The organism is Kitasatospora sp. NPDC101183 (assembly GCF_044767945.1).
Classification (GTDB): Bacteria; Actinomycetota; Actinomycetes; order Streptomycetales; family Streptomycetaceae; genus Kitasatospora.
The window spans coordinates 82695-97634 of the sequence record NZ_JBIWOW010000024.1 but is presented as its reverse complement, the minus strand read 5'-3'; the positions used below and the strand labels follow the sequence as shown (position 1 = coordinate 97634).

Genomic DNA, 14940 nt, shown 5'->3' with positions numbered 1-14940 from the left:
GCTGGCCGGAAACCCCGTGGACGGGCAATGATGCGGTGCGGCGCCCCCTGTGCGGCGCCGCACCGCCACCCTCCGCGACCTGGGAGCCCGATTGCCTCCGACGATCCCTCCGGCCGACCGCGCGGGCGCCCCGCTCGGGCGCGCCGTCGACGAGCTGTTCCTCGCCCTCCCCCTGCGCACCCTGGCCGACGCCGCCCTCACCCGGGCCCGCGAACTCGGCGCCGACCACGCCGACTTCCGCCTGGAGCGGGTCCGCAGCGCCTCCTGGCGGCTGCGCGACGCCCGCCCGGCCGGGACGTCCGACAGCGTCCAGCTCGGCTTCGCCGTCCGGGTGCTGCTGGACGGCGCCTGGGGCTTCGCCGCCGGCGTGGACCTCACCCCCGGCGCGGCCGCCCGGGTCGCCGAGCAGGCCGTGGCCGTGGCCCGCCTCTCCGGCGGGATCAGCCGCGCGGCGGGCTCCGGCGAGCGGGTCGAGCTGGCCGACGAGCCCGTCCACCGGGACGTCACCTGGGTCTCCGCGTACGAGGTGAACCCCTTCGAGGTGCCCGACGCCGAGAAGACGGCGCTGCTCGCCGAGTGGAGCTCCCGGCTGCTGGCCGCCGAGGGCGTCTCGCACGTCCAGGCGAGCCTGCTGACCGTCCAGGAGAACAAGTTCTACGCGGACACCGCCGGGACGGTCACCACCCAGCAGCGCATCCGGCTGCACCCGGAGCTGGAGGCCACCTCGGTCGACGAGCGCACCGGCGCCTTCGACACCATGCGCACCCTGGCCCCGCCGGCCGGCCGCGGCTTCGAGTACCTCACCGGCACCGGCTGGGACTGGAACGCCGAACTCGCCGAGCTGCCGGGCCTGCTGGCCGAGAAGATGAGGGCCCCGAGCGTCCGGGCCGGCCACTACGACCTGGTCATCGACCCGTCCAACCTCTGGCTGACCATCCACGAGTCCATCGGCCACGCCACCGAGCTGGACCGCGCCCTCGGCTACGAGGCCGCGTACGCCGGCACCTCCTTCGCCACCTTCGACCGGCTCGGCTCGCTGAAGTACGGCTCCGGGCTGATGCACGTCACCGGCGACCGCACCGCCGAGCACGGCCTGTCCACCATCGGCTACGACGACGAGGGCGTGGCCACCCAGTCCTGGGACCTGGTCCGGGACGGCGTCCTGGTCGGCTACCAACTCGACCGCGGCATGGCGAAGTTGAAGGGCTTCGACCGCTCCAACGGCTGCGCCTTCGCCGACTCCCCCGCGCACGTCCCCGTCCAGCGGATGGCCAACGTCTCGCTCCAGCCGGCCGCCGACGGCCCGGACACCGCCGGGCTGATCTCCCAGGTCGAGGACGGCCTCTACATCGTCGGCGACCGCTCCTGGTCGATCGACATGCAGCGCTACAACTTCCAGTTCACCGGCCAGCGCGCCTACGCCGTCAAGAACGGCGAACTCGCCGGCCAGGTCAAGGACTTCGCCTACCAGGCCACCACCACCGACTTCTGGGGCTCGATGGCCGCCGTCGGCGGACCGCAGACCTACGTCCTCGGCGGCGCCTTCAACTGCGGCAAGGCGCAGCCCGGCCAGGTCGCGGCCGTCAGCCACGGCTGCCCCTCGGCGCTGTTCCGCAACGTCAACGTGCTCAACACCCAGCAGGAGGCGGGTCACTGATGACCGACCTGACCACGACCCGGCCCCACGAGCTCGTCGAGCTGGCCCTCTCCCTCTCCCGCGCCGACGGCTGCGTGGTGATCGCCGACGAGGAGTCCACGGCGAACCTGCGCTGGGCCGGCAACGCCCTGACCACCAACGGCGTCACCCGGGGCCGCCGCCTCACCGTGATCGCCACCGTCGACGGCGCCGAGGGCACCGCCTCCGGCGTGGTCTCCCGCGAGGCCGTCACCGCCGCCGACGTCGAGGCGCTGGTCCGCGCCGCCGAGGACGCCGCCCGCGCGGCCGGCCCGGCCGAGGACGCCCAGCCGCTGGCCGCCGGCCGGCCCGCCTCCCCGGACTTCACCGAGCCCCCGGCGGAGACCTCCATCGCGGTCTTCGACGCCTTCGGCCCGGCCCTGGGCGAGGCCTTCGCCCGCGCCGCCGCCCGGGGCGAGCTGCTCTACGGCTTCGCCCGGCACGAGGTCGTCTCCAGCTACCTCGGCAGCTCCACCGGCCTGCGGCTGCGCCACGACCAGCCCACCGGCATGGTCGAGATCAACGCCAAGACCGCCGACCTCTCCGGCTCGGCCTGGGCCGGCGCCGCCACCCGGGACTTCGCCGACGTCGACGTCGAGGCGCTGCACACCGAGCTGACGAAGCGCCTGGGCTGGGGCGCCCGCAAGGTCGACCTGCCCGCCGGCCGCTACGAGACGCTGCTGCCGCCCTCGGCCGTCGCCGACCTGATGATCTACCTCCACTGGTCCTCCGGGGGCCGCGACGCCCACGAGGGCCGCACCGTCTTCTCCAAGGCCGGGGGAGGCACCCGGATCGGCGAGAAGCTCAGCCCGCTGCCGCTGACCCTGCGCTCCGACCCGCGGGAGGAGGGGCTGGAGGCCGCGCCGTTCGTCCTCACCCACTCCAGCGGCGGGGACGTCTCGGTCTTCGACGACGGCCTGCCGATCACCGCCACCGAGTGGCTGCGCGAGGGCGTGCTCAACGACCTCGTCACCAGCCGCCACGCGGCCGCCCTCACGGGCCTGCCGCTGCGCCCGGCCGTCGACAACCTCGTGCTGGAGACGGCCGACCAGGAGTCCGCGCCGACGCTGGACGAGATGATCGCCCGCACCGAGCGCGGCCTGCTGCTCACCTGCCTCTGGTACATCCGCGAGGTGGACCCGGCCACGCTGCTGCTCACCGGCCTCACCCGCGACGGCGTGTACCTGGTCGAGAACGGCGAGGTCGTCGGCGCCGTCAACAACTTCCGGTTCAACGAGTCCCCGGTGGACCTCCTGGGCCGGATCACCGAGGCGGGCCGCACCGAGCGCTGCCTGCCCCGCGAGTGGAGCGACTACTTCACCCGCACCGCGATGCCACCCGTGCGTGTCGCGGACTTCAACATGAGTTCGGTCAGCCAGGCGTCGTAGCCGCTGATCAACGGGGGGATACGAGAGACATGATGGACGAGAAGCGGGCCGTGAAGACGAGCAAGATGCTGTCCCGCATCCTGCGGCACGACCCCGACCGGGTCGGCATCGAGCTCGACGAGGCGGGCTGGGTCAGGATCGACGTGCTGCTCGCGGCCCTCTCGGCCAAGGGCAACCGGCTGAGCAGGGCCGAGCTGGACCACGTCGTGGCGACCAACAACAAGCGCCGGTTCGGCTACTCCCCGGACGGTCTCTCGATCCGCGCGAACCAGGGCCACACGGTGGCGGTCGACCTCGGTCTGGCCGCCGCCGTGCCGCCCCCGGTGCTCTACCACGGCACCGCCGACCGCCACCTGGCGGCGATCTTCCACGAGGGCCTGCGCCCGATGGCCCGCCAGGACGTCCACCTGTCGGCGGACACCGAGACGGCGACCAGGGTCGGCGCCCGGCACGGCCGCCCGGTGGTCCTGACGGTCAACGCCGCCGCGATGGCGGGGGACGGCCACGAGTTCCGGATCAGCGAGAACGGCGTCTGGCTCACCGACGCCGTCCCGCCGCAGTACCTCTCCCGCCGTTCCTGAACCCGGAGAACCCGTACAGCCCGGAGAACCCGCACAGCCTGTACAGCCCGTACGACCCGCCCGGCGCACCCGCTCTCGTCGCGGCCGTGTGCCGGGCGTACCGTGAGGAGGTCGTGCGGCGAGGCGCGCGGGCGCGTGGACGAGGGCGGTTGGACACATGAGCAAGAGCGGCGACGAGGTCTACCGGATCACCGGGGCGCGCAGCAGCCTCAGCGAGGACGTCAGGGGCCGCCAGCGCCGCTACGTCGTCTCCATGCTGCTGCGCACCCTGTGCGTGCTGCTCGCCGTGGTGCTGTGGGACGTCCAGCGCTGGCTGGCCTTCGCGGCCCTGGCCGGGGCCGTGTTGCTGCCCTACTTCGCGGTGCTGGTCGCCAACGCGGGCCGGGAGCGGGCCCCGGGCCTGCCGAGCACCTTCGACATCCCGGCCGGCACCCCGCTGATGCTCGGCCCCGGTGGTAGCGGTGGGGCGGGTGCGGCGGCCGGTACAGCAGAGGCAAAGAAGGACGCCACCAAATCTTCACAGGACGTGAACTGACCATCCGTTCCACCCTGGTTGGCCCCGATTCCGGCGCCGGAAAGCTCAAAAGAACCTCAGATTAATCATGCAGGACCTCCCCAACCGAGCCCCTCCTCGTGACATACTGCGTACGCGCTCCGCATCCCCCGTCGGAGCGACGGACCGACGCCGGGCGGCTCCCCCCGTGGCTGCCCGGCGTCGCCATGCCCGCGCCCGGGCCGGACGATCACGCGTGCCAGACTTGGCGGTGCGGAACCACCCGCCAAGCACCGAGGACGGCCCCGATGGACACCCCGATCTGCTCCGCCAAGGGCTGCCGGGCCGACGCCCTGTGGGTGCTGGTGTGGAACAACCCGAAGCTGCACACGCCGGAGCGCCGCAAGACCTGGCTGGCCTGCGAGGAGCACCGCGAGCACCTCTCGCAGTTCCTGGGCGTGCGCGGCTTCCTCAAGGAGGTCGTCGCCTTCGCCGACTGGACCCCCGAGACGGTCGCCGAATAGCGGCCGGTCAGCCGCCGATCGCCGACATCGGCCGGTCGGGCTGGTGGAACTCGGGGTTGTCGATCCCGGCCCCGGCCTTCTTGCCCCACATCGCCGCCCGCCACAGCGCCGACAGTTCGGCGTCGTCGGCCCCCGAGCGCAGCGCCGCGCGCAGGTCGCTCTCCTCGGTCGCGAACAGGCAGTTGCGCACCTGCCCGTCCGCCGTGAGCCTGGTGCGGTCGCAGGCGCGGCAGAACGGCCGGGTGACGGAGGCGATCACGCCCACGCGGCCGGCCCCGCCGTCCACCACCCAGCGCTCGGCGGGCGCCGCGCCCCGGCGGGCGGAGGGCTCCGGGGTGAGCGTGAAGCGGGTGCCGAGCCGCTCGAGGATCTCCTCGGCGGTGATCATCGCCGAGCGGTCCCAGCCGTGCTGGGCGTCCAGCGGCATCTGCTCGATGAAGCGCAGCTCGTAGCCCCGCTCCAGGCACCAGGCCAGCAGGTCGGGCGCCTCGTGGTCGTTGACCCCGCGCATCAGCACCGCGTTGAGCTTGACCGGCGCCAGCCCGGCCTCCTCGGCGGCGGCGAGCCCGTCCAGCACGTCCTGGAGGCGTCTGCGGCGGGTGAGGGTGTGGAAGGTCTCGGGGTCGAGGGTGTCCAGGGAGACGTTGACCCGGTCGAGCCCGGCCTCGCGCAGCGCGGCGGCGGTGCGGCCCAGGCCGATGCCGTTGGTGGTCAGCGACAGCTCGGGCCGGGGCTCCAGCGCGGCGCAGGCGGCGACGATGCCGACCAGCCCGGGGCGCAGCATCGGCTCGCCGCCGGTGAAGCGCACCTCGCGAACTCCCAGGTCCCGTACGGCTATCCCGACCAGCCGGACGATCTCCTCGTCGGTGAGCAGCTCCGGCTTGGCGAGCCAGCTCAGGCCCTCCTCCGGCATGCAGTACGTACAGCGCAGGTTGCACCGGTCGGTGAGCGAGACCCGCAGGTCGACGGCCTGTCGTCCGAAGCTGTCGAGCAGCATGGTGGCGCTCCTTCCCGAGGGTGTGGCCGGCGAAGGCGACCGGCCCGGCCCCGCCGTACGGGCGGAGCCGGGCCAGCATAGTCACGCGGGACGATCAGTGGGCGCCCAGTCCGGTCAGCGAGCGGACCTCCAGTTCAGCGTACTTCGCCTCGTCCGCCGGTTCACCGGACAGCAGGGTGCCGATCCAGCCCGCCAGGAAGCCGATCGGGATGGAGACCAGCCCGGGGTTCTCCAGCGGGAACCAGTGGAAGTCGGCGTTCGGGAACAGGGAGCTCTTGCCCCCGGAGAGCACCGGGGAGAAGGCCACCAGCACCACCGAGGAGATCAGCCCGGCGTAGACGGAGCTGACGGCGCCGGCGGTGGTGAAGCGCTTCCAGAACAGCGAGTACAGCAGGGTCGGCAGGTTCGCCGAGGCGGCCACGGCGAAGGCCAGGGCGACGAGGGCCGCGGTGCTGAGCTTGCCGGCGAAGAGGCTGAGCACGATGGCCACCGCACCGATGGCCACGGCCGCCCACTTCGCGGACAGCACCTCCTCCTTCTCGCCGGCCTTCCCGCGCCTGATCACGTTGGCGTAGAGGTCGTGGGCGAAGGAGGCGGAGGAGGCGAGGGTGAGCCCGGCGACCACGGCGAGGATGGTGGCGAAGGCGACGGCCGAGATCACCGCGAGCATCACCGCCCCGCCGGTCGTCCCGGCCCCGCCGCCGAGCTGTTCGGCGAGCAGCGGCGCCGCGGTGTTGCCGGAGACGGTCTTGCCCTCGACGGCCGCCATGCCGGACTTCCCGACCAGTGCGGCGGCGCCGAAGCCCAGGGCGAGGGTCATCAGGTAGAAGACGCCGATGATGCCGATCGCCCAGAGCACCGACTTCCGGGCGGCCTTGGCGGTGGGCACGGTGTAGAAGCGCACCAGGATGTGCGGCAGGCCGGCGGTGCCGAGCACCAGGGCGATCCCGAGGCTGATGAAGTCCAGCTTCGAGGTGTTGCTCGCCCCGTACTTGAGCCCCGGTTCGAGGAAGGCCGCGCCCTTGCCGCTGGCCTTGGCGGCCGCGCCGAGCAGCTCCGAGGGGTTGAAGTGGTACTTGGCGAGCACCAGGACGGTCATCAGCGCGGCGCCGGCGATCAGCAGCACGGCCTTGACGATCTGCACCCAGGTGGTGCCCTTCATGCCCCCTATCACCACGTAGACGATCATCAGCGCGCCGACGGCGAGGATGGTCCAGCGCTTGGCGCCCTCCCCGGTGACCCCGAGCAGCAGGGCCACGAGCGCCCCGGCCCCGACCATCTGGGCGAGCAGGTAGAAGATCGACACCACGATGGTGGAGACGCCCGCCGCGGTGCGCACCGGGCGCTGGCGCATCCGGAAGGCGAGGACGTCCGCCATGGTGAACCGGCCGGAGTTGCGCAGCGGTTCGGCGATCAGCAGCAGCGCGACCAGCCAGGCGACGAGGAAGCCGATCGAGTACAGGAAGCCGTCGTAGCCGTTGAGGGCGATGAGGCCGGCGATGCCGAGGAAGGACGCGGCGGACATGTAGTCGCCGGAGATGGCCAGGCCGTTCTGGAAGCCGGTGAAGCCGCGACCCCCGGCGTAGAAGTCGGCGGCGCTGCGGTTCTGGCGCCCGGCCCAGACGGTGATGACGAGGGTGGCCGCCACGAAGAGCCCGAACAGGGACATCGTCAGGCCGCGGTGCTCGGTGGCGGAGCTTGCGAGCAGGGTCATTCGGCGGCCTCCCGGGGGGCGTGGACGACGGCGCCGTACGCCTCGCGGATCGCGGCGGCGGGCGGGTCGATCCGCCGGTCCGCGTAGCGGGCGTACCAGGCGGCGATGGCGAACGTGGTCGCGAACTGCAGCAACCCGAGCACCAGGGCGAGGTTGACGTGCCCGGCGACCTTGGTGGCCATCAGCCCGGGGGCGTAGCAGGAGAGCAGCACGTACAGCAGGTACCAGAGCACGAACGCGATGGTGACGGGGAAGGCGAAGCTCCGGAACGAGCGCCGTAGGGACTGGAACTCCTCACTCTCGTCGATGAGTTGGACTTCCGTGGGGGACGTGGTGATCGGCGGGGAATCCACTCTTACTCCTCACTCCTTCGGCGTAGCGTCACACGTGGGGAACGATCGAACGTGAGGGGCGTCACAGTTCTCGTGCGCGCCGCGCAATGCTAGGAGCGTGGTGCCCACCCCGGAAGGGGTTGACCGCGATCAGCCAGACGTTCACCCCTGCGCACCATCCGAATGGCCGAAAACCGTCACGGCCTCCACATGCGGAAGGGGCGGCACCGCCCAGCGGTGCCGCCCCTTCTGACGACGGATCAGGAGACGGTGCGTCAGAACGCGATGCGCACCTTCAGGGCCGAACGGTCGTCCATGGCCCGGTAGCCGTCGGGAACGCCGTCCAGGTCCACGGTGCGGTCGAAGACCAGGCCCGGCTCGATCGCCCCCGAGAGCACGTCCGGCAGCAGCTCCGGGATGTACGCGCGGGCCGGGGCGACGCCTCCGTTGAGCGAAACGTTTCGGCCGAACATCTGACCGATGTCGACGCCGGCGCTGCCGCCGTGCGGCACCCCGACGTACCCGACGGCGCCGCCGTCCCGGGTGATCGAGACGGCCGTGCGCATCGACTCCTCCGTGCCCACCGCCTCCAGGACCGCGTGCGCGCCCAGCCCGCCCGTCAGCTCCTTCACCGCCTCGATCGCGGCCTCACCGCGCTCGGCCACCACGTCCGTCGCCCCGAAGCGCCGGGCCAGGTCCGTGCGCGCGGTGTGCCGGCCCAGCGCGATGATCCGGCCCGCGCCCAACCGGTGCGCCGCCAGCACGCCGCACAGGCCCACCGCGCCGTCGCCGACCACCGCGACGGTGACGCCCTCGCGCACCCGGGCCGAGACGGCCGCGTGGTGCCCGGTGGCCATCACGTCGGAGAGCGCCAGCAGGCCGGGCAGCAGCTTCTCGTCCCCGGCCGCCTCCTTGGGCAGCTTCACCAGCGTCCCGTCCGCGAACGGCACCCGCACCGCCTCGCCCTGGCCGCCGTCCGAGCCGACCTGGCCCCAGAACCCGCCGTGCGGACAGGAGGTCTGCAGCCCCTCGCGGCAGAACTCGCAGACACCGTCCGACCAGACGAACGGGGCCACGACGAGGTCGCCGACGGCGAACCCGTGCACCTCGGAGCCCGCCTCCTCGACGACGCCGAGGAACTCGTGGCCGATCCGCTGCCCGGCCACGCGCTGCGCCACCCCGCGGTACGCCCACAGGTCGCTGCCGCAGATGCAGGCGTTCAGCACGCGCACGACCGCGTCGGTCGGGTGCTGGATCACCGGGTCCGGGACCTCTTCGATCCGGATGTCGTTGGGGCCGTGGATCACGGTGGCGCGCATGGAGTCGTCCTTTAAACAGATGTACGAGACCCCCCTACGAATCCCCCCTCCGCCCACTCTATTCCGGGCGGTCCGCCCGAACATTTCGACCGGCCCCTTATCCTGTTGGACCATGCAACCGATCCAGCCCGAGACGTACGGCGCGCCGCTGACCGCCCAGGTCCCCGCGCAGCGCTCCGCCGCGCCCTTCGCGGTGGTCGACGTCGAGACCACCGGCCTCGGCCGCTCGGACCGCGTCATCTCCGCGGGCGTCTACCAGCTGGACCACGACGGCGAGGTCACCGACCACTGGTACACCCTGGTCAACCCCGGGCGGGACCCGGGCCCGGTCTGGATCCACGGCCTGACCTCGGAGCTCCTCGCCTGCGCGCCCACGTTCCCCGAGATCGCCGAGGAGTTCGCCGACCGGCTGCGCGGGCGCGTCCTCGTCGCCCACAACGCGCTCTTCGACTGGAACATGATCTCCCGCGAGTTCTCCCGGGCCGGCCTGAACGCCCCGGTCGAGCAGCGGCTGTGCACCATGGTCCTCTCCCGCGACCTGCGCCTGCCGCTGCCCAACGGCAAGCTGTCCTCGCTCGCCGCCCACTTCGGCGTCCAGCAGCGCCACGCCCACAACGCCCTCGACGACGCCCGCGTCCTCGCCGAGGCCTTCCGCCCCAGCCTGCACCTCGCCCGCGACGGCGGCGTCCCGCTGCCCCTGCAGACCTGCGTCGCGGTCACCGACCTCGGCGAGGAGGAGCCCGCCTCCGCCTCCGCCTCCCGCGGCAACTGGACGGGCGCGCAGTACCGCCAGGCCAAGAAGCGCCCGCCCTGCCCGTACCCCAACCCGGGGCGCTGGGAGGACGGGAAGCCGCTGGTCCAGGGCATGCGGGTGGCCTTCACCGGGGACACCGCCACCGACCGGGAGCTGCTGGAGGACCGCACCGTCGAGGCCGGCCTGCACATCGCCTCCTCCGTGAGCCGCCTCACCAGCCTGCTCGTCACCAACGAGCCGACCAGCTGGAGCGGCAAGGCCCGCAGGGCCCGCGAGGTCGGAACCCCCGTCGTCGGGGAGGACGCCTTCCTGCAGCTCCTGCGCGAGGTCGCCCCGCACCCCGGTGCGTGAGCCGGGTGTGAGGTCGGCGTACCGTTCCGGTGTGTACCGTTTCCTGCTGACCCGCCAGTGGCTGATCACCATCCTGGTGGCCCTGCTGCTGATCCCCGCGACGATCGAGCTGGGCTTCTGGCAGCTGCACCGCCACGAGGCGCGGGTGGCCAGGAACGAGCTGATCGGCAAGGCGCTCACCGCCCCGCCCGTCCCCTTCGACACCCTCTCGGGCGCCCCGGGCGCCGGCGTCCCCAAGGACCTCACCTGGCGGACGGTGACGGCCACCGGGCGGTACGACACGGCGCACGAGTTCGTCGTCCGCAAGCGCACCGACTCCAGCGGCAGCATCGGCTACTTCGTGGTGACCCCGCTCACCCTCGCCGACGGCAAGGGCACCGTCCTGGTCAACCGCGGCTGGGTCGCCTCCGCCGCCACCGCCACCGAGTACCCGCCCGTCCCGGCCGCCCCCTCCGGCGAGGTCGCCCTCACCGGGCGACTGAGGGCCGACGAGACGTACGGCGACAGCGGCATCAAGGACCGCTCCGGGCTCCCGGACCGCCAGTTCAACCTGATCAACACCGAGGAGCAGTCCAAGGAGAGCGGCGTCACGCTGCTCGGCGGCTACCTCGAACTCGCCGACACAAAGCCGGCCCCCGGGGACCAGCCCGCGCTCGTGCCCGAGCCCAACCACTCCGACATCGGCCCGCACATGGCGTACGCGATCCAGTGGTGGCTGTTCACCGCGATGATCCCGGTGGGCGTCGCCGTCCTCGCCCGCCGCGAGGCGAAGGACCGGGCCCAGAAGGCCGCCAAGGCCGAGGCCGCCGCCGAGGCCGTCCCGGCCGACGCCTGATCCCTGCCTAGAGCACGTCGTCCAGCTCGCGCAGCAGCCGCGCCTTCGCCCGCGCCCCCACCACCGAGCGCACGGGCTCCCCTCCCTTGAACACCATCAGCGTCGGCATCGACAGCACGCCGTACGCGGCCTGCGTCTCCGGGTTGCGGTCCACGTCCAGGCTCACCACCCGCAGCCGGTGCGCCTCCTCCCTGGCGATGTCCGCCAGCACCGGCGCCATCATCCGGCACGGCGGGCACCAGTCCGCCGTGAAGTCCACCAGCACCGGCCCCTCGGCCGCCAGCACCTCGGACGCGAAGGTCGCGTCCGTCACCGCCGCCACTCCGTCGATCTGCATCTCGCCTACTCCTCCTCGGTCGGTCCATCGGTCAGTTCGCACAGCGGAGGCTCCACGGAGGCGGCCAGCTCGTCCCGCGCCTGCACCGCCCGCTCGAACTGCCCGGCCACCTGCCGCCGGACGTCCTCCAGCCGCGCGATGCAGTCGTCCAGCTCGGCGAGCTTGCGCCGGTACACCTCCAGCGAGGCCGGGCAGGAGTCCCCCTCCGGGTGCCCCGCCCGCAGGCACTCCACGAACGGGCGGGTCTCCTCCAGCCCGAAGCCGAAGTCCTGCAGCATGCGGATCTCCCGCAGCAGCCGCACGTCCGCCTCGTCGTACGCCCGGTACCCGTTGCCCGCCCTCCGGGCCGGCAACAGCCCGAGCTGCTCGTAGTACCGCAGCGTGCGCGTGGTCGTCCCCGCCCGCTCCGCGAGTTCCCCGATCCTCATGGCCACCTCCCGTGCTTCCGGCTACGACGGTAAACCTTGCCCCGGACGTCAACGCCAACGCTCTCCCGGCAAGATGGTCCCCATGGATCTCGGACTCAAGAACAGGGCGTACGTCGTCACCGGCGCCACCCGGGGCCTCGGCCTCGCCACCGCCCGCGAACTCGTCGCCGACGGCGCCCACGTGCTCGTCACCGGCCGCACCCAGGCCGCCGTCGACTCCGCCGTGGCCGAACTGGCCCCTCTCGGCAGCGTCCGGGGCCTCGTCGCCGACAACGCCGACCCGGCCACCGCCGAACGCCTCGTCGCCGAGGCCCGCGAGCGCTTCGGCCGCTTCGACGGCGTGCTGATCAGCGTCGGCGGCCCGCAGGCCGGCCCCGTGGAGACCACCCCCGAGTCCGCCTGGCGCGACGCCTTCGAGTCCGTCTTCCTCGGAGCCCTGCGCATCGCCCGCACCGCCGCCGCCGAACTCGGCGAGGGCGGCGTGATCGGCTTCGTGCTCTCCAGCTCCGTCCGGCAGCCGATCCCCGGCCTGGGCATCTCCAACGGGCTGCGCCCCGGCCTCGCCATGGCCGCCAAGAGCCTCGCCGACGAACTCGGCCCGCGCGGCATCCGGGTGATCGGCCTGCTGCCCGGCCGCATCGACACCGACCGCGTCCGCGAGCTCGACGGCCTCGCCCCCGACCCCGAGGCCTCCCGCGCCCAGGCCTCCGCCGGCATCCCGCTGCGCCGCTACGGCACGCCCGAGGAGTTCGGGAGGACCGCCGCCTTCCTGCTCTCCCCCGCCGCCTCCTACCTGACGGGCGTCATGGTCCCCGTCGACGGCGGCGCCATGCGCGGCCTCTAGACGACGCTCTAGACCACGCGCGGATGCCTCCGCCGACGCCGCCGGTGGCGGTGCTCGGTGGGGGCCGCCTGCAGCACCCGCACCCGCAGCTCGGCGGGCAGTTCGGGCAGGCCCAGGCTCGCCAGGGCGTCCCGCCGGGGCCCGTCCTCGAAGTGCGCCACCAGGCCCGCCGGGTCCCCGCCCGGCGTCAGCCGGACGGCGCCGCGCAGCCGGGGGTGCCGGGGCGCCCGCACCAGCCGCACCCCCGCCCGTTCCACCTCCGGCAGCACCGCCGTCCCCGCCTCCATGGCCTCCTCCAGCGCCCGCGCCGAGACCCTCAGTTTGAGCCCGCCCGCTCCCGGCGTCGGCACCGTGATGCTCGACAGCCCGGTGCGCCGCAGCTGCGCCAGCAGCCACCAGGCCGAGCCCGCCACCAGCACGGACAGCCCGGAGATCACCGTCGGCCACCACCAGTCGCGGGCGGCCCACCGCAGCCGCGAGCGGTCGCTGAGCACCGGCTGGTCCGGGGAGGTCAGCGGCCACCGGTGCGGCGGCGCCACGCCCAGGTGCCGGTAGAGGTTCAGCCCGCCCGCCAGCACCAGCGCCCCCACCCCGAGCAGCACCGCCCCCACCACCCCCAGCAGCACCCGGTTCACCACGCCCCGCCTCACGCCGCCACCCCCTCCGGCCCCGGCCCGGCCGCCGCGCGCCCGCGCGCCGCCCGTACGTCCAGCCGCAGCTCCCCGGCCAGCCCGACCCTCGCCAGCTCCTCCCTCAACTGCCGCTGCACGGAGGAGGGTTCGGCCGCCCCGACGAGCCGCACCCGCACCCGCCGCCGCCCGACCCGGATGCGCAGCTCCTCGATCCCGGTCAGCCCCGCCGCCCGGTCCCTCAGCAGGTGTCCGATCCCGGCCCGGTCGATCGCCCCGGTGGTCCCGCCGTACGGGCGCAGCGGCAGCCAGCGCCGCAGCCCGGGCGCGAGGGCCAGCCAGAGCAGCCAGCCGCCCAGCAGCACCGCCGCCCCGGCGCCGACCAGCACCCACAGGTCGTCCAGGTGACGGGTGGCCAGCTCGTCGGCCAGCTGCGCCCGCCACCTCCGGGCCGGCTGCCCGGCCCGCACGGCCACCACGTCGTACAGCAGCGCCCCGGCGAGCACCAGCACGGCCGTGGCAACCAGCGCCGCCGCGGCCGTGCGCGGCGCGCGCGGCCTGCGCACCCTCACCACCGGCTCCTCGCTCACGGGGCTCCCCCGGCGATCAACTTCTCGACCACGACGACCACTTCGGACACCCGCGTCCCCGTCAGCCCCTGGACCTGTGCGGCCACCCGCTGCCGTACGCCCCGGGCCAGCGCCCCGAGATCGGCGGGGAAGGGCAGTTCGACGCCGACCCGCACCGTCACCGTGCTGCCGGGGGCGCTCACCGACACCGTGGGCGGCGCGCCGGTGACGGACCGTCCGGCCCAGACCCCGGCCAGCGCCTCACGGGCGGCGCGGGCGGCGATCCGCGCGTAGACCCGGTCGGCGATCCGTACCCGCCCCCGGGTCGCGGCGGGGCGGGGCGAGGGGAGGGCGGCACCGCCGCCGCCGGCCGGCGCCGTCAACGACGCCGGTCCCGCCCGCGCAGCAGGTCACCGAGGTCCCCCAGCTCGATGTCCCCCTCCAGGACCCGCCCGAGCACGAAGCCCACCAGCCCGAGCGCCGCGACCAGCAGGAACGCCGCGAACCCGCCGAAGTACCCGGCGAAGCCGAGGGCCATGCCCACCACCAGGCCGACGATGGCCAGGTTCATCCGTTCCTCCTCGTCCCGTGGACCGCTACTTCAGCCTCGGCCGTTGCCCGGCGGAGAGCACCGGCTCTTCCTCCTCCTCGACCTCCGGCTCGTCGGGCAGGTGGACGTCGTTGACGGCGATGTTGACCTCGACGACCTCCAGGCCGGTCGTCCGCTCCACCGCGTCGATGATGTTCTCCCGCACCTGGCGGGCGAGTTCGGGGATGACGACGCCGTACTCGACGACCAGCGCGATGTCGATGGCGGTCTGCTTCTCGCCGACCTCGGCCTTGATCCCCCGCCCGATGCTGGACTTCCCGCCGGGGACCCGGTCGCGCATCGCGCCGAAGGTGCGGGAGAGCCCGGAGCCCAGCGCGTGGATGCCGGAGACCTCGCGGGCGGCCATCCCGGCGATCTTCTCGACCACCCCCACCGCGAGCGCCGTCCGCCCGCGCTCCCCGGCCGGCCGGCCGCCGTCGCCCCCGGCCGCTCCGGCGGGGCCGGGCTTGGGGGCGGAGGGCGCGCCGCCCGGGGCGGGGGCGTTGCCGGGGTTCTTGTGCATGCTCGCGGGCGTCGGAGTGTCAGGCATGGGGCGCTTCTCCCGTCGTACGGCAGCAGGT

19 protein-coding genes are annotated in these 14940 nt (G+C 73.6%); 8 read left to right on the top strand and 11 right to left on the bottom strand.

All coding sequences use genetic code 11. The features are described from left to right. Positions 1 to 91 precede the first annotated feature (91 nt). The 5 genes from ACIRRS_RS29395 (at position 92) to ACIRRS_RS29375 (ending at position 4661) form a co-directional block, all read left to right on the top strand. Positions 92 to 1657, top strand: a complete 1566-nt coding sequence (locus tag ACIRRS_RS29395; RefSeq protein WP_402976832.1) for a TldD/PmbA family protein — start codon at positions 92 to 94, stop codon at positions 1655 to 1657. After that, positions 1657 to 3063, top strand: a complete 1407-nt coding sequence (locus ACIRRS_RS29390; RefSeq protein ID WP_402976829.1) for a metallopeptidase TldD-related protein — start codon at positions 1657 to 1659, stop codon at positions 3061 to 3063. The genes ACIRRS_RS29395 and ACIRRS_RS29390 overlap by 1 nt, the downstream gene beginning before the upstream one ends. Positions 3064 to 3095: 32 nt before the next feature. Continuing rightward, entirely contained in the window at positions 3096 to 3644 is a 549-nt protein-coding gene (locus ACIRRS_RS29385; RefSeq protein ID WP_402976905.1) for an RNA 2'-phosphotransferase, read from the top strand. Positions 3645 to 3801: 157 nt separating this feature from the next. Continuing rightward, on the top strand, positions 3802 to 4179 hold the full coding sequence (locus ACIRRS_RS29380; RefSeq protein WP_402976826.1) for a DUF3099 domain-containing protein: 378 nt from the start codon (positions 3802 to 3804) through the stop codon (positions 4177 to 4179). 266 nt (positions 4180 to 4445) lie between these two features. Beyond that, positions 4446 to 4661: a hypothetical protein gene (locus ACIRRS_RS29375; protein WP_402976823.1), complete on the top strand. Its 216-nt coding sequence runs from the start codon at positions 4446 to 4448 to the stop codon at positions 4659 to 4661. 7 nt (positions 4662 to 4668) lie between these two features. On the opposite strand, the gene moaA is transcribed toward ACIRRS_RS29375, so the two are convergent. The 4 genes from moaA to ACIRRS_RS29355 all read right to left on the bottom strand — a co-directional run bounded on the left by moaA (position 4669) and on the right by ACIRRS_RS29355 (position 9023). Beyond that, positions 4669 to 5658, bottom strand: a complete 990-nt coding sequence (gene moaA, locus ACIRRS_RS29370) for a GTP 3',8-cyclase MoaA (RefSeq protein WP_402976820.1) — start codon at positions 5656 to 5658, stop codon at positions 4669 to 4671. A 94-nt stretch (positions 5659 to 5752) separates the two neighbouring features. Then, the gene (locus ACIRRS_RS29365; protein ID WP_402976817.1) at positions 5753 to 7372 is read right to left on the bottom strand and encodes a cation acetate symporter; all 1620 of its coding nucleotides are present in this window, start codon (positions 7370 to 7372) and stop codon (positions 5753 to 5755) included. Next, complete coding sequence (locus ACIRRS_RS29360) at positions 7369 to 7725, bottom strand: DUF485 domain-containing protein (protein ID WP_402976814.1); 357 nt, start codon at positions 7723 to 7725, stop codon at positions 7369 to 7371. The genes ACIRRS_RS29365 and ACIRRS_RS29360 overlap by 4 nt, the downstream gene beginning before the upstream one ends. 254 nt (positions 7726 to 7979) lie before the next feature. Next, on the bottom strand, positions 7980 to 9023 hold the full coding sequence (locus ACIRRS_RS29355; protein ID WP_402976811.1) for a zinc-dependent alcohol dehydrogenase family protein: 1044 nt from the start codon (positions 9021 to 9023) through the stop codon (positions 7980 to 7982). A gap of 112 nt (positions 9024 to 9135) precedes the next feature. Here ACIRRS_RS29355 and ACIRRS_RS29350 point away from each other — a divergent pair, with 112 nt between their 5' ends. Next, positions 9136 to 10128 carry a DEDDh family exonuclease gene (locus ACIRRS_RS29350; RefSeq protein WP_402976808.1) on the top strand — a complete coding sequence of 331 codons (993 nt, stop codon included), beginning with the start codon at positions 9136 to 9138 and terminating at the stop codon, positions 10126 to 10128. A 31-nt stretch (positions 10129 to 10159) separates the two neighbouring features. Then, positions 10160 to 10963: an SURF1 family protein gene (locus ACIRRS_RS29345; RefSeq protein WP_402976805.1), complete on the top strand. Its 804-nt coding sequence runs from the start codon at positions 10160 to 10162 to the stop codon at positions 10961 to 10963. 7 nt (positions 10964 to 10970) lie between these two features. On the opposite strand, the gene trxA is transcribed toward ACIRRS_RS29345, so the two are convergent. Further along, positions 10971 to 11300 carry a thioredoxin gene (gene trxA, locus ACIRRS_RS29340; protein WP_402976802.1) on the bottom strand — a complete coding sequence of 110 codons (330 nt, stop codon included), beginning with the start codon at positions 11298 to 11300 and terminating at the stop codon, positions 10971 to 10973. 5 nt (positions 11301 to 11305) lie between these two features. After that, positions 11306 to 11728: a MerR family transcriptional regulator gene (locus ACIRRS_RS29335; protein WP_402976799.1), complete on the bottom strand. Its 423-nt coding sequence runs from the start codon at positions 11726 to 11728 to the stop codon at positions 11306 to 11308. Positions 11729 to 11810: 82 nt separating this feature from the next. Here ACIRRS_RS29335 and ACIRRS_RS29330 point away from each other — a divergent pair, with 82 nt between their 5' ends. Continuing rightward, on the top strand, positions 11811 to 12572 hold the full coding sequence (locus ACIRRS_RS29330; RefSeq protein WP_402976796.1) for an SDR family oxidoreductase: 762 nt from the start codon (positions 11811 to 11813) through the stop codon (positions 12570 to 12572). A gap of 8 nt (positions 12573 to 12580) precedes the next feature. Here the strand turns inward: ACIRRS_RS29330 and ACIRRS_RS29325 are convergent, their stop codons facing one another. Genes ACIRRS_RS29325 through ACIRRS_RS29305 form a run of 5 tightly spaced genes read right to left on the bottom strand, consistent with a single transcriptional unit; the run spans position 12581 to position 14882 of the window. After that, positions 12581 to 13222 (bottom strand): alkaline shock response membrane anchor protein AmaP, encoded by a 642-nt coding sequence (locus tag ACIRRS_RS29325; protein WP_402976794.1) that lies wholly within the window; start codon positions 13220 to 13222, stop codon positions 12581 to 12583. Next, positions 13219 to 13791: a DUF6286 domain-containing protein gene (locus tag ACIRRS_RS29320; RefSeq protein WP_402976791.1), complete on the bottom strand. Its 573-nt coding sequence runs from the start codon at positions 13789 to 13791 to the stop codon at positions 13219 to 13221. Before ACIRRS_RS29320 ends, ACIRRS_RS29325 begins: the two co-directional genes overlap by 4 nt. After that, positions 13788 to 14153, bottom strand: a complete 366-nt coding sequence (locus tag ACIRRS_RS29315; protein ID WP_402976788.1) for a hypothetical protein — start codon at positions 14151 to 14153, stop codon at positions 13788 to 13790. The genes ACIRRS_RS29320 and ACIRRS_RS29315 overlap by 4 nt, the downstream gene beginning before the upstream one ends. After that, entirely contained in the window at positions 14150 to 14341 is a 192-nt protein-coding gene (locus tag ACIRRS_RS29310; RefSeq protein ID WP_031070434.1) for a hypothetical protein, read from the bottom strand. The genes ACIRRS_RS29315 and ACIRRS_RS29310 overlap by 4 nt, the downstream gene beginning before the upstream one ends. A 25-nt stretch (positions 14342 to 14366) precedes the next feature. Further along, on the bottom strand, positions 14367 to 14882 hold the full coding sequence (locus ACIRRS_RS29305) for an Asp23/Gls24 family envelope stress response protein (protein ID WP_402976902.1): 516 nt from the start codon (positions 14880 to 14882) through the stop codon (positions 14367 to 14369). Between the last annotated feature and the right edge of the window lie 58 nt (positions 14883 to 14940).

Bases quoted from the DNA above. Each gene is read 5' to 3' on its own strand.
- ACIRRS_RS29335 (WP_402976799.1), bottom strand. From the start codon at position 11,728: ATGAGGATCGGGGAACTCGCGGAGCGGGCGGGGACGACCACGCGCACG.
- ACIRRS_RS29355 (WP_402976811.1), bottom strand. From the start codon at position 9,023: ATGCGCGCCACCGTGATCCACGGCCCCAACGACATCCGGATCGAAGAG.
- ACIRRS_RS29380 (WP_402976826.1), top strand. From the start codon at position 3,802: ATGAGCAAGAGCGGCGACGAGGTCTACCGGATCACCGGGGCGCGCAGC.
- ACIRRS_RS29350 (WP_402976808.1), top strand. From the start codon at position 9,136: ATGCAACCGATCCAGCCCGAGACGTACGGCGCGCCGCTGACCGCCCAG.
- ACIRRS_RS29390 (WP_402976829.1), top strand. From the start codon at position 1,657: ATGACCGACCTGACCACGACCCGGCCCCACGAGCTCGTCGAGCTGGCC.
- ACIRRS_RS29310 (WP_031070434.1), bottom strand. From the start codon at position 14,341: ATGAACCTGGCCATCGTCGGCCTGGTGGTGGGCATGGCCCTCGGCTTC.
- ACIRRS_RS29385 (WP_402976905.1), top strand. From the start codon at position 3,096: ATGGACGAGAAGCGGGCCGTGAAGACGAGCAAGATGCTGTCCCGCATC.
- ACIRRS_RS29305 (WP_402976902.1), bottom strand. From the start codon at position 14,882: ATGCACAAGAACCCCGGCAACGCCCCCGCCCCGGGCGGCGCGCCCTCC.
- ACIRRS_RS29375 (WP_402976823.1), top strand. From the start codon at position 4,446: ATGGACACCCCGATCTGCTCCGCCAAGGGCTGCCGGGCCGACGCCCTG.
- trxA (WP_402976802.1), bottom strand. From the start codon at position 11,300: ATGCAGATCGACGGAGTGGCGGCGGTGACGGACGCGACCTTCGCGTCC.
- ACIRRS_RS29365 (WP_402976817.1), bottom strand. From the start codon at position 7,372: ATGACCCTGCTCGCAAGCTCCGCCACCGAGCACCGCGGCCTGACGATG.
- ACIRRS_RS29330 (WP_402976796.1), top strand. From the start codon at position 11,811: ATGGATCTCGGACTCAAGAACAGGGCGTACGTCGTCACCGGCGCCACC.
- moaA (WP_402976820.1), bottom strand. From the start codon at position 5,658: ATGCTGCTCGACAGCTTCGGACGACAGGCCGTCGACCTGCGGGTCTCG.